Source organism: Paracidovorax valerianellae (genome assembly GCF_900102625.1).
Lineage (GTDB): Bacteria > Pseudomonadota > Gammaproteobacteria > Burkholderiales > Burkholderiaceae_C > Paracidovorax > Paracidovorax valerianellae.
The window spans coordinates 21,452-33,839 of the sequence record NZ_FMZC01000003.1; the positions used below are offsets into that span (position 1 = coordinate 21,452).

At 66.0% G+C, this 12,388-nt stretch carries 13 protein-coding genes; 8 read left to right on the plus strand and 5 right to left on the minus strand.

The window, feature by feature from the left end; translation table 11 throughout:
* Nucleotides 1-126 precede the first annotated feature (126 nt).
* From BLT03_RS05375 to BLT03_RS05395, 5 genes are all read left to right on the plus strand, one after another.
* Complete coding sequence (locus tag BLT03_RS05375; RefSeq protein WP_092741133.1) at nucleotides 127-1,521, plus strand: NAD(P)/FAD-dependent oxidoreductase; 1,395 nt, start codon at nucleotides 127-129, stop codon at nucleotides 1,519-1,521.
* On the plus strand, nucleotides 1,518-2,312 hold the full coding sequence (locus BLT03_RS05380) for a DUF1365 domain-containing protein (RefSeq protein WP_092741135.1): 795 nt from the start codon (nucleotides 1,518-1,520) through the stop codon (nucleotides 2,310-2,312). The genes BLT03_RS05375 and BLT03_RS05380 overlap by 4 nt, the downstream gene beginning before the upstream one ends.
* Nucleotides 2,309-3,622 (plus strand): SAM-dependent methyltransferase, encoded by a 1,314-nt coding sequence (locus tag BLT03_RS05385; protein WP_092741137.1) that lies wholly within the window; start codon nucleotides 2,309-2,311, stop codon nucleotides 3,620-3,622. Before BLT03_RS05380 ends, BLT03_RS05385 begins: the two co-directional genes overlap by 4 nt.
* Nucleotides 3,623-3,673: 51 nt before the next feature.
* Complete coding sequence (locus BLT03_RS05390) at nucleotides 3,674-5,125, plus strand: SPOR domain-containing protein (RefSeq protein WP_092741139.1); 1,452 nt, start codon at nucleotides 3,674-3,676, stop codon at nucleotides 5,123-5,125.
* A 111-nt stretch (nucleotides 5,126-5,236) separates the two neighbouring features.
* Complete coding sequence (locus BLT03_RS05395; RefSeq protein WP_092741141.1) at nucleotides 5,237-5,563, plus strand: I78 family peptidase inhibitor; 327 nt, start codon at nucleotides 5,237-5,239, stop codon at nucleotides 5,561-5,563.
* A 45-nt stretch (nucleotides 5,564-5,608) separates the two neighbouring features.
* Here the strand turns inward: BLT03_RS05395 and hemW are convergent, their stop codons facing one another.
* The 5 genes from hemW to BLT03_RS05420 all read right to left on the minus strand — a co-directional run bounded on the left by hemW (nucleotide 5,609) and on the right by BLT03_RS05420 (nucleotide 10,448).
* A complete protein-coding gene (gene hemW, locus BLT03_RS05400) occupies nucleotides 5,609-6,832 on the minus strand; it encodes a radical SAM family heme chaperone HemW (protein WP_092741143.1) in 1,224 nt (407 codons plus the stop codon).
* An 89-nt stretch (nucleotides 6,833-6,921) separates the two neighbouring features.
* Nucleotides 6,922-7,521: an RdgB/HAM1 family non-canonical purine NTP pyrophosphatase gene (gene rdgB, locus BLT03_RS05405; protein WP_092741145.1), complete on the minus strand. Its 600-nt coding sequence runs from the start codon at nucleotides 7,519-7,521 to the stop codon at nucleotides 6,922-6,924.
* A 219-nt stretch (nucleotides 7,522-7,740) separates the two neighbouring features.
* Complete coding sequence (gene rph / locus BLT03_RS05410) at nucleotides 7,741-8,472, minus strand: ribonuclease PH (protein WP_092741147.1); 732 nt, start codon at nucleotides 8,470-8,472, stop codon at nucleotides 7,741-7,743.
* A gap of 60 nt (nucleotides 8,473-8,532) precedes the next feature.
* Nucleotides 8,533-9,435, minus strand: a complete 903-nt coding sequence (locus BLT03_RS05415; protein WP_092741149.1) for a PP2C family protein-serine/threonine phosphatase — start codon at nucleotides 9,433-9,435, stop codon at nucleotides 8,533-8,535.
* Nucleotides 9,432-10,448 carry a serine/threonine protein kinase gene (locus tag BLT03_RS05420; RefSeq protein ID WP_092741151.1) on the minus strand — a complete coding sequence of 339 codons (1,017 nt, stop codon included), beginning with the start codon at nucleotides 10,446-10,448 and terminating at the stop codon, nucleotides 9,432-9,434. Before BLT03_RS05420 ends, BLT03_RS05415 begins: the two co-directional genes overlap by 4 nt.
* Before the next feature lie 90 nt (nucleotides 10,449-10,538).
* Here BLT03_RS05420 and BLT03_RS05425 point away from each other — a divergent pair, with 90 nt between their 5' ends.
* From BLT03_RS05425 to rpoZ, 3 genes are read left to right on the plus strand one after another with little or no spacing between them, the layout of a single operon-like run.
* Nucleotides 10,539-11,432 (plus strand): YicC/YloC family endoribonuclease, encoded by an 894-nt coding sequence (locus BLT03_RS05425; RefSeq protein ID WP_092741944.1) that lies wholly within the window; start codon nucleotides 10,539-10,541, stop codon nucleotides 11,430-11,432.
* 40 nt (nucleotides 11,433-11,472) lie between these two features.
* The gene (gene gmk, locus BLT03_RS05430; RefSeq protein ID WP_092741153.1) at nucleotides 11,473-12,093 is read left to right on the plus strand and encodes a guanylate kinase; all 621 of its coding nucleotides are present in this window, start codon (nucleotides 11,473-11,475) and stop codon (nucleotides 12,091-12,093) included.
* Between the two features lie 17 nt (nucleotides 12,094-12,110).
* On the plus strand, nucleotides 12,111-12,314 hold the full coding sequence (gene rpoZ / locus BLT03_RS05435) for a DNA-directed RNA polymerase subunit omega (protein ID WP_092741155.1): 204 nt from the start codon (nucleotides 12,111-12,113) through the stop codon (nucleotides 12,312-12,314).
* The last annotated feature ends 74 nt before the right edge of the window (nucleotides 12,315-12,388 follow it).

Genomic DNA, 12,388 nt, shown 5'->3' on the forward strand with positions numbered 1-12,388 from the left:
CGGTAGTCATGCTGCTGATACGCAACACTCGGCGGATTAGATCACAGCCCATCTGACGGAATCCAAATCCGCGGTCACTGCGTATACCCACACAATGGCCCACGAGGAGACTTCGAGGATGACGCAATGACAACCCATGCGGCGACCGCGCCCGCATCGCCCGCCGACGCCCTTACCCCCGGGAGAGCGCTGGACGTGGCCGTGATCGGCAGCGGCATTTCGGGCCTTTCGGCCGCATGGCTGCTGGCGCAGCGCCACCAGGTCACCCTGTTCGAGGCCGAACGCAGGCCGGGCGGCCACAGTCACACCGTGAAGGTGCCAGGACCGGATGGCGACATCGACGTGGACACGGGTTTCATCGTCTACAACGAATCCGCCTATCCCAACCTGACCGCGCTGTTTGCGCACCTGCAGGTCGCCACCTTGGCCACGGACATGTCCTTCGGTGTGAGCCTGGACGGTGGCGCCCTCGAATACAGCGGCTCGGGTTTTGCCGGCGTCTTCGCCCAGCGCAGCAACCTGCTGAGCCCGCGGTTCTGGTCGATGCTGCGCGATCTGGTGCGCTTTTACCGCCAGGCACCCGCAGACGTCCAGCAGCTCGGCGACCTGTCGCTCAACGATTACCTCGACCAGCATGGCTACGGCCGGGCCTTCCGGGAAGATCATCTCTACCCCATGGCCGCGGCCATCTGGTCTACGCCTGCCGCCCGCATCGGCGAATACCCGGTGCAGGCCTTTGTCCGCTTTTGCGAAAACCACCACCTGCTGAATCTTGGCCACCGGCCCGCATGGCGCACGGTGCAAGGCGGCAGCCAGCGCTACGTGCAAAAGATCACCGACGTCCTCGGTCAGGGCCTGCGCCTGCAGAGCGCCGCCATCGAGCTGCGCCGCACTGCCGAAGGCGTCTACGTGCGCACAGGCGACGCGCAGGAGTCGCGGCGCTTCGATCAGGTAGTGATCGCTACCCACGCCGATCAGGCCCTGCGCCTTTTGCCCGACGCGAGCGAATCCGAGTCGAATCTGCTGGGGGCCTTCGGCTACAGCCGCAACCGGGCCGTGCTGCATAACGACCCGGCGCTCATGCCCCGGCGCCGCGCCGTATGGTCCAGCTGGAACTACGCGGCCGAGCGCGGCCACGGCGAAGCCTTGAGCGTGACGTACTGGATGAACCGCCTGCAGCACATTCCAGACGCGACCCCGCTGTTCCTCACGCTCAACCCGACGCAGGAGCCGCATCCTCGCCACCTGATGCACAGCCAGACCTACGAGCACCCGATCTTCAATGGCGCCGCCATGCGGGCGCAAAAGGCGCTCTGGTCGCTGCAAGGCCAGCGACGCACCTGGTTCTGCGGCGCCTACTTCGGTTCGGGATTCCATGAAGACGGTCTGCAGGCCGGGCTCGCGGTGGCGGAAGCCCTCGGCGGCGTGCGCCGGCCCTGGACGGTGGACAACGAATCCGGCCGCATCCACCTGCCGGCCGCCCCTGCAGGCGCTGCGGCCCACCCAGGAGTTGCACGGTGACCGGGCAGTCCGCGCTCTATACCGGCCGGGTGATGCACCAGCGGCTCAGCCCTGCTCGCCACCGGCTGCAATACCGCGTCTTTTCGCTGCTGCTCGATCTCGATGAGTTGCCCGATCTGGACCGCAGGCTGCGTTTGTTCTCCGTCAATCGCTTCAACCTTTTCAGCCTGCGGGAAAAAGACTATGGCGGTGCCGAAGGGCTTTCGCTGCGCCAGCACGTGGACCACCAACTGGTTGCGGCAGGGCTCGTGCCCGAAGGCCGCATCCAGATGCTGACGATGCCGCGCATTCTGGGTTACGCCTTCAATCCGCTCACCGTGTATTTCTGCCACCGGCCCGATGGCTCGCTTCAGGCCCTGCTGTACGAAGTCAACAACACCTTCGGCGAGCGCCACAGCTACCTCATCGCCGTGCCTGAGGCAGAGCAGCACGCCACGCGCATTCACCAGCAATGCGACAAGGACTTTCACGTGTCGCCTTTTCTGGGCCTTTCGATGCGGTACGCCTTCGACGTATCGCTGCCCGCGCCGCAACGCCCTGGCCTGGGCGTGGGCATCACGGCCAGCGACCCGCGCGGCCCGGTGCTGATCGCTCGCCTGCAGGCACGCCGTCGGGCGCTGAGCGATGGCGCACTCGCCCGGGCATTCTTCACCCACCCGCTGCTCACGCTCAAGGTCATGGGCGCCATTCACTGGGAAGCGCTGCGGTTGTGGATCAAAAGGGTTCCCTTTCATGCCAAGCCGCCAGCGCCGACCCTGCCCGTGACCATCATCAAGGCGAAAGACCTATGACACCCCCCACCCCATCCACCGGACTGCCGACGGACGGCGCGCATGCGGGCGCAACGGCAGCGACCACCCACCCGACCACCCGTACCTCATGGCGCTCGCGGCCGCTGGAACGCATTCTTCGCCGCCTGCTGACCAACGTGAGCTGCGGCACGCTGACCGTGGAGCTGCCCGGTGGCGAACGCGCGGAAGGCCGCGGCGCCGAGCCCGGTCCGCACGGGACCATCGTGCTGCACCGCTGGAAGCCGCTGTGGCGGCTGGCCGTGGGCGGCGACCTGGGCCTGGCCGAAAGCTACCGCCAGGGCGAATGGTCCAGTCCCGATCTGGCTGCCCTGCTCGAACTGGGGGTGCGCAACGAGGCCGGCTGGGGACGTGCGCTGCAGGCCAGCCTGCCAGCCCGGCTGGTGGCGCGGCTCTTTCACCTGCGGCGAGCCAACACGCGGCGTGGCAGCCGCCAGAACATTGCCTTCCACTACGACATGGGCAACGACTTCTATACCCAGTGGCTGGACCCGGACATGCTGTATTCCAGCGCCATCTATGCCACCGGACAGGAATCGCTGGAGCAGGCCCAGCAGGCCAAGCTGGCCCGCATCGCCACGCTGCTGTCACCCAAGGCCGGCGAGCGGGTGCTGGAGATCGGCTGCGGCTGGGGGGCGCTGGCCATCGCCCTTGCCCGCGACACCGGAGCGGACGTGACCGGGCTCACGCTGTCGTCCGAGCAATTGCGCCATGCCCGCCAGCGCGTGCAGGAAGAATCTCTCACGGAGCGCGTTAATCTGCGGCTGCAGGACTACCGCGATGTCGATGGTCAGTTCGACCACATCGTTTCCATCGAGATGCTGGAGGCCGTCGGCGAGCGCTACTGGCCGGCCTACTTCGAGACGCTCAAAGAGCGCTTGCGCCCCGGCGGCCGCGCCGTCGTGCAGGTCATCACCATCGCGGACGAACATTTCGAGCAGTACCGCAGCACCACGGACTTCATCCAGCGCTACATCTTCCCGGGCGGCATGCTGCCTTCGCCCTCGCGGCTGCGCGACGCCATGGCCCAGGCGGGCCTGGCCCTTCAAGCCGCCGAGACCTTCGGCCCCAGCTATGCGACCACCCTGGCCGAGTGGCGGCACCGCTTTCTGAGCGCGTGGCCGTCGATCGAGCCCCTGGGGTTCGATGCGCCATTCCGGCGGCTGTGGGAGTACTACCTTTGCTACTGCGAAGCCGGTTTCAGTACCGGCCGTGTTGATGTGGGGCTGTACACCATCGTCCACGCGGACACCGGCGCCACTGCGGCGAGACCCGTTCCCAGCGCTGGTTAACCCGCACGCCTGTGCCTTCGCCCACGGCAGGGTGCGTGCCAAAATCGCGCCATGCTCGCCCACACGGCTTACGCGGCCCACGCTCCCATTGCGCCCCGGCGCTCCGACGACAGCACGATCGGGGCGCTGTACCGCGCCGCCATCGGCCCGATCAACACCGACCATTACCTGCCGGCTTTCGAGCGGCTCGACACCGCCGGGCGCGCCCTGCCCCGATGGAACTGGGCCGCGGCGCTTTTCACGCTGAACTGGCTGGTGTTCCGCCAGCTGTGGGGCGCAGCCCTTGTCTACGTCGCCGCCCTGGAAGGCGTGGCCCTGCTGGTGTTCGCGCTCGGCAAATACGTGGTGCAGTGGCCGCTTCCGGTGCTGGCGGGCGTACTCCTGGCTTTTTTGCTGGCGGCCACCGTCGTGCCTGGGCTCTATGGCGATGCCATCTTCCATGCCGATGTGCGCAAGCGCATCACCAAAGCCCTGTCGGCCTCGGCCACCCTGCCCCAGGCTGGCGAATGGCTCGCTCGCCACGCGGCCACCCAGCGGAGGCTGGGCTGGATCGTCGGCGCCAACGTGGCTCTGGCCGTGGCGGCCTTGGTGGCGTATCTGCTGTTTCCGGCCGGCGCGTCGTTTGCGTCACTGACCGGCAACGACTCCCCCGCTGCGGCTGCGGCCACAACCAGCGCAGCCAGTACAGCCAGCGCAGGATCGGTCGCCGTGCCGGCCCCTGCGGCAGATACTCCCGCATCGGCTGACGCCCGAAGTGCCGTCCTGGCAGACCCCTCGTCAGCACCTGCGTCCTCTTCCGCGCCTGCAGCCTCTGCAACGCCCGCATCAGCTCCGGCACCCGTACCCGCAGCACCCGTTGCGGCGCTGGCCAACCGTGCAAGTGCACCGTCCGCCATCCCGATCCCAGCCAGCACCCCGGCGGCCCCTGCGCGGATGGCAGCGTCTCAGAACGCTACGCCATCCGTCCACTCGACCACAGCCTCCGCGGCAGCGCCGGCGCCCACCAACCCGGTGGCGGCAACGGCAGTTCCAACACCAACGCCAGCCGCATCGCGCGCACAAACCGCATCCCAAGCGCAGCCCCCCGCCTCCAGGCCCGCTCCAGCTTCGCGGCCCGTGGCGGAAAGCCCCAAGAGCCCGGCGTCCGCAGCCAAACCTGCTGCATCGCGGGCAGCCACGGCGCCGGTGGCTGCCGCTGAAAAAGCCTCAGCCGCCAGCAGCACGGCAGGCGCTGCCTCGGCGCCCACCGCGGACCGCCGCCTGTACATCAACGTCGGCCTTTTCGCCGATCCCGCCAATGCGCAACGCGCCCACGCCCGGCTGCGCAAGGCCGGTTTGCCCGCCATGTCGCAACCCATCACCACGTCGAGCGGCCAGAAGCTGCAGCGAGTGCGGGTCGGGCCTTTCGCGTCGGCATCGCAGGCCAACGCCGCTGCCGCGCAGGTGCGGGAACTGGGCCTGGATGCATCGGCCGCAGCGCAGCCGATTCCTGCGAAGGACTGACAACAAAGCGCAGGGAGTGCGGGAGCGCCGTCGCGTTACCACTCGTGACCCTGCCTCGAAATCGCTGCGATAAGGTGTGCCCTTTCACCAACGACAACACTGCCATTCACCATGTCCCATCGCTCACTGACCGCATTCGCACTTTCCGCCGCAGCCCTGCTGGCAGGCTGCACCACCAACGCGCCCTGGGGCAGTTCCACGGGCGCGACCAGCAGCACTGGCGCCCCGGTCGGCGGAATGTGCAGCGGCCCGCCAGCCCAGGTCGTGGTCGGCCAGAACAGCACGGCAAAGGTAGTGGAGGACGCGCGCGTGCGTTCCGGCGCGCAGATGGCCCGGGTGCTGCGCCCGGACCAGATCGTCACCAAGGAATTCGACGCCACGCGCCTGAACCTGCAGGTGGATGCCAACGGCCGCATCGTCGCGGCGCGTTGCGGCTGACGGATCGCCGGCAGCGTCCGCGTCACACCCCGGCGCTGCTGCCCTTCAGTCCGCCAGAAACAGCTCCTGCAGGTCGCTCAGGAAGTCGAAGCCCCGCTCGGTCGGGCGCACCCGCAGCATGTCGCGCTCAATCAGGCCCTTGCGCTCGGCCTCTTCCAGAGCCTTTGCGATCGCGGTGAGCGGCAGGCCCGTGCGCGCGGTGAAGTCCTGCAGCGCGAACCCTTCCCGCAGCCGCAGGGCATTGAGCATGTATTCGAACGGCAGGTCCGCACGGCGCACCTCTTCGTCCTTCGCCACCGCGTGGCCTGCGAGCGCATGGTCCATGTACCGGCCCGGGTCGCGAAAGCGCACCTGCCGCACCACGCGGTGCGCGAAGCTGATCTTGCTGTGCGCTCCTGCGCCAATGCCGAGGTAATCGCCAAACTGCCAGTAATTGGTGTTGTGAAAGCAGCCGTGGCCTTCCTTGGCATAGGCCGAGATTTCATAGCGCTGCAAGCCGGCCTCGCCGGTCATCTCGGTGATGCGGTCGAGCATGGCGTAGGCCATGTCGTCTTCCGGAACCACGGGCGGAAACTTGGCAAAGACCGTGTTGGGCTCGATCGTCAGGTGGTAGATCGAAATGTGCGGAGGGCCGAGCGACAGCGCGGTGCGCATGTCCTGCTCCAGATCGGCGAGCGTCTGCCCTGGCAGGGCGTACATGATGTCGAGATTGAAGGTCTCGAACGCCTGCGCGGCCTCCTGCACGGCGGCCAGCGCCTGCGCCCGGTCATGCACCCGCCCGAGCGCCGTCAGGAACCGGTCGTCGAAGCTCTGCACGCCGATGGACAGCCGCGTCACCCCGGCCGCCCGGTAGGCGCGAAAACGGTCCTTCTCGAACGTGCCGGGGTTGGCCTCCATCGTGATCTCGCAATCCGCCTCCAGCCGAAGCCGGGCGCGCAGGCCGCCGATCAGCTGATCGATGGACGCCGGCGAGAACAGGCTGGGCGTGCCTCCGCCGATGAAGATGCTGTGCACCGTCCGGCCCCAGATCAGCGGCAGCGCCGCTTCCAGATCGGCCATGAGCGCGTCCAGATAGCGCTGCTCGGGCAACGCCTGCGCGCCGCTGGCGTCGCGCACCTCGTGCGAATTGAAATCGCAGTAAGGGCATTTCTTCAGGCACCAGGGCAGGTGCACGTACAGCGACAGGGGTGGCAGGCTGCTCAGGTGCAGCACGCCCGGCCGCATGGAATGCTGAATGTCGCGCAGCGGCGCTGGCGCAGCCTCCGCCATCCCTTCCGAAACGATGGGAATGGACGTGGGGCTGGATGGGGGAACGGGAATGGACACGGCCACAGGTCTCCGAATGTGCCGAACGCCGCCTAGAACCAACGCTCGCGCATCAGCGCCAGCATCTGCTGCGCCGAGCGGCCACGGTGGCTGTGGGCGTTCTTCACCGCCACGGGCAGTTCGGCGAAAGTCTTGCCGAACTCGGGGATGAACATGATCGGATCGAACCCGAAACCCTGGTCGCCCCGGGGTTCGCGCGCGATCTCGCCAGTGACCCGCCCGACCGCGATGAGCGGCTCCGGGTCTTCGGGATTGCGCACCGCCACCAGCGTGCTCACCATCGCCGCGCGGCGCTGGTCCAGCCCCTGCATCTGCTCGAGCAGCGCGCGCACGTTGTTCGCGTCGCCCTTCTCGTAGCCGAACTGGGTCGCGTAGTAGGCGGTGTCCACGCCCGGCAGGCCGCCGAACGCATCGACGCACAGGCCTGCATCGTCGGCCAGCGCCGGCAGCCCGGTATGCCGGGCGGCGAAGCGTGCCTTGGCCAGCGCGTTCTCGACAAAGGTGCGGAAGGGCTCTTCCGCCTCGCCAACCCCCAGATCGGCCTGGCGGATCAGTTCCACCCCGAGCGGAGCCAGCAGGGTTTGCAGTTCGGCCAGCTTGCCCTGGTTGTTGGAGGCTAATACGATTTTCATGGTCAAAATGGCCTCTGGCGCATATTCATCTAGGGTGCATAGCTATTAATTTAATAGCAATCTCTTCTCAGCAGTTCAGTGGAGCGCCTGGACGCAGTCAGCAGGAGGCGGTTCACGAAGCTGCCCACGGCAACCGCCCCGCTGGCAATCAGCTTCCCATCTGGCACAAAGTGCGGGCACCAAAATGCCCTCCGGCGCCTATCCCCGTAGAAAAGTTTGCTATGAATCCAGTAGCGCCTTCTGCTGCAGCGCCACCAGTTCGGCCACACCCTTCTCGGCCAGCGACAGCAGGCGGTCCATTTCCTGGCGGGTGAACGCCACGCCTTCGGCCGTGCCTTGCACTTCCACGAAGTGCCCCGCGCCGGTCATCACCACGTTCATGTCGGTGTCACAGGCCACGTCTTCCACGTACTCCAGGTCGAGCAGCGGCGTTCCCTCCACGATGCCGACCGAGATGGCGGCCAGCGGCGCGGTGATGGGCGACTCGGCCAGCTTGCCGGTCTTGATCAGGTGGGCGACGGCATCCTGCGCCGCGACCCACGCGCCCGTGATGGCCGCGGTGCGAGTACCCCCGTCGGCCTGGATCACGTCGCAGTCGAGCTGCAGGGTGCGTTCGCCCAGCCGTTTCAGGTCGAACACCGCGCGCAGGCTGCGACCGATCAGGCGCTGGATCTCCTGGGTGCGGCCGTTTTGCTTGCCGCGGGCGGCCTCGCGGTCGCTGCGGGTGTGGGTGGACCGGGGCAGCATGCCGTACTCGGCCGTCACCCAACCCTCGCCGCTGCCGCGCTTGTGGGGCGGCACGCGCTCTTCCACCGACGCCGTGCACAGCACTTTGGTGTTGCCGAACTCGATCAGCACCGAGCCCTCGGCGTGCATGGTGTAGCGGCGGGTGATGCGCACCGGACGCAACTGGTCGGCGGCACGGCCGCCAGGGCGGGAAAAATGGGTCATGAAATGGGTTCCGGTGAAAGCGAAACAGGTTCGACGCCCGGCAGGCGCCGCGTCGGACCTTCAGGCCTTGCGGGCCGCCGAGCGGCGGATGGCCTCGTTGATCTCGGCAATGGAGCGTTCGATGGCTTCGTCGTCCAGGTCGTCGTCCACCATGTCGAGCGGGCCGGCCTGGATGGTGGACGAAAACCCATCGTCGCTGATGCTGTCGGTCGAAATGCCCTGGGTGGACTCGAACGCGTCCGGGGTTTCCCACTCCAGGGCCACCACGGTCACGTTGTCGCTGGTGTCGCCGGCCTTTCGCAGCGCGTCTTCGACCAGGTCGGGCACCGACTGCGAGACGGGCAGCCGGCTCAACTGGCGGGCGATGGTCTCGTCGTCCAGCGTGCCCCAAAGGCCGTCGGAGCACAGCAGAATGCGGTCACCCTGCTCCAGCGCCACCGGGCCGGTGATGTCATAGATCGGCTTGGTCGGCGACCCGAGGCATGTGAAGAGCACGTTGCGGTTCACCCGCTCGATGCCTTGCAGCGGCATGTTCCGCAGTTCCAGGTACGAATGGTCGCGCGTGCGGGTGAACAGGTCGCCGCCCCGCACCATGTACAGGCGCGAGTCGCCGCAATGGATCCAGCTGGCGCAACCCTCCTGCACCACGGCAACGACCAGCGTCGTGCGCGGGGTGTCCAGCATGCCGCGGTCGGCCGCGTAGCGCAGGATCTGGTGGTGTGCCGCCAGCAGTGCATCGGCCAGAAATCCGTGCACATCCTCCAGCTTGGGCTTGGCGTGGCGCTGGAACGCCGCCGAAACCGTCTGCAATGCCAGTTGCGCCGCCACTTCCCCTTCCGGGTGGCCGCCCATGCCGTCCGCGAGCACGAACAGGCTGGACTCCCGCGTGTAGCAGTAGCCCATGCGGTCTTCATTGGTTTCGCGGCCACCACGACGGCTGACCTGGAAGACGGAGAATTTCATTTCGGCTTCGCCCCTATTCGCGTGGCCTCGCCCACTTTCTGCACATTCTTCTTGGTGTCCGACACCAGCGTGTCGAGCTGCAACCGCATCTTTTCGCCCACCGACAGCTTGGTGTAGCGCCGTTCGCCCTCACGGCTGAGCTCTTTTTGCAGCGCGAACACCGACTGCGGCCGAGACAGCGGGTCCAGCGCCATGCACCACTCGACCACTTCGATCAGGTTGTCGGAATACACGCCACGCAGCTTGGTGAGCGCCAGCGAAAGGCGATCCTTGTCGGAGCGCTGCGGGGCCTCGTTGGGCGGAAATCCCTGCATGCACGCGTAGATGCAGGCGCCGATCGCGTAGATGTCGGTCCACGGGCCCATCGACGAATCGCGGCGGTACATCTCGGGTGCCGCGAAGCCGGGCGTGTACATCGGGCGGATGAAATTGCCTTCTTTGGAAAGTACCTCGCGCGCCGCGCCGAAATCGATCATCACGGCCTTGTTGTCGTCGGTGATGAAAATGTTGGCAGGCTTGATGTCGAGGTGCAGCATCTTGTGCTGGTGCACGATGCGCAGGCCGCGAAGCACCTCATCGAACAACGAGCGGATGGTGGACTCGCGGAACACCTTCTGTGTCTTGAGGTCCCGCGCGGTGATGATGAAATCCTGCAGGGTGGCCCCCTCCAGGTAATTCATGACCATGTAGACCGTCTCGTTTTCCCGGAAGAAATTGAGCACGCTGACTACCGACGCATGGGAGATCTGCGCCAGCGCGCGCCCTTCCTCGAAGAAGCTCTTGAGCCCGAGCCGGTACAGAGACAGTTTTTCGGGCGGCACCTTGGGAAGCAGTTCGCCCGGCCCGCGGGTGGACAGGGAGGAAGGCAGGTATTCCTTGATGGCGACCTGCTGGCCGTCGGGGTCGATGGCGAGATACACCACTCCGAAGCCGCCAGAGGAGAGCCTGCGCACCACGCGGTATCCACCAATCGTGGTGTCGGGCGGCAGGGGTGCCGGCTTGATTTTTGACATATTTTGCGAAGAAACCTCGGGCACGAATCGGAACCCGGATAATCGCCGGATCGCAAGCAACCACCGAAAAGTCCAATGGCAGTTTACAGCATGACCGGATACGCCAGCGCGCAGCAAAGCGCATCCGCGGGAGGGGGCGAAACCGATGGCCGCACGCGCCGTCTGGGCCTGGAGATCCGTTCCGTCAACAGCCGTTTTCTGGATCTGTCGTTCCGGCTGCCCGATGAATTGCGAGCCCAGGAGCCAGTCCTGCGGAGCTTGCTCACCGCGCGGCTCAAGCGTGGCAAGGTCGAAGTGCGCGCTTCCATCGAAAGTGAAGACGCCAACGCCCTCCCCGATCCGGCGCCCCGGCTGCTGCAGCGTTTGAATTCCGCACAGGATGCCGTTCGCGCCTGGCTTCCCGACGCAGCGCCCCTGAGCGTTGCAGACGCCCTGCGGCTGTGCGCCAACGCAGGCTCGGCCCAGGACGACTGGAGTGACGCCGTACCGGCGCTGGCCGAGAAGGCCCTGAAAGACCTTCTCAGCGCCCGGGAACGCGAAGGCAAGCGCCTGTCGGCCATGCTGCAAGACCGGCTCGAGCAGTTGCGCGCCCTCGCCCATCAAGCCACGCCCCTCGTCCCCAAGCTGGTGGAGCAGCAACGCCAGCGCTTCATGGAGCGCTGGAAAGAGGCCATGGCCTTGGCCGACAACGCCACCTTGCCGGAAGCCGCCCAGGACCGTGCGCTGACCGAAGCCACGGCTTTTGCGATCCGCATCGACGTGGCCGAAGAGATCACACGGCTGGATTCCCACCTCGACGAAATCGAGCGCCTGCTGAAAAAAGGTGGAGAAGTCGGCAAACGGCTGGACTTCCTCATCCAGGAATTGCACCGCGAAGCCAACACCCTGGGCTCCAAATCTGCAGCGATGGAACTCACGCGCATCAGCGTGGACATGAAGGTCCTGATCGAGCAAATGCGCGAGCAGGTCCAGAACATCGAGTGAGCGATAATCCTATTTTGATAGCAGCCAGCACATATCCCGCATGGACTACCCTGGAAATCTATTCGTAGTGGCAGCGCCCAGCGGCGCGGGCAAATCGAGCTTGGTCAAGGCGCTGCTGGAGCTCGACTCCCACGTGCAGCCATCGGTGTCTCACACCACTCGGGCTCCGCGCGGCCAGGAAAAGCACGGTCGCGAATACTTCTTCACCTCGGAGCAAGAGTTCGACGCAATGGTCGCCTCCGACGGGTTCGTGGAATGGGCCCATGTGCACGGCCGCCGTTACGGCACTTCCCGCAAAGCCATCGAAGAACGGATCGCCCAAGGGGCCGATGTGGTTCTGGAGATCGATTTCCAGGGCGCCATTCAGGTCAAGCAGGCTTTTGCCAACGCGGTCCTCATCTTCATACTTCCCCCCAGTTGGGAAGAACTGCGCTCCCGGCTCGAGCGCCGCGGCGAAGACGCCCCCGACGTGATCGAAATCCGGCTGAAGAACGCCGCGCAGGAAATGGAACAGGCCTTCAAATTCGACTTCGTTATAATCAACGAGCTATTTGAGCGTGCGCTTTTCGACCTGAAAACCATCGTCCACGCCCAGCGGCTCAAGTATGCGGCGCAACGCCGTGCACGGGCCGACACGTTCGAATCTCTCAATATCACCTGACCTCCTGGAGAAGCCGCATGGCCCGCATCACCGTTGAAGACTGCCTCGAGCACATCCCCAACCGCTTTCAACTCGTGCTGGCAGCCACGTACCGTGCGCGCATGCTCAGCCAAGGCCACGCCCCGAAGATCGAAAGCCGCAACAAGCCTGCGGTGACGGCTCTGCGTGAAATCGCACAAGGCAAGGTCGGCCTGGAGATGCTGAAGAAGGTCCCCGGCTAACGCCTCAGGTCTGCAGCAGCAGCCCTCAATAGCACCGCTTTGCGGTGCTTTTTTTTGGCCAAATGCTGCAATAC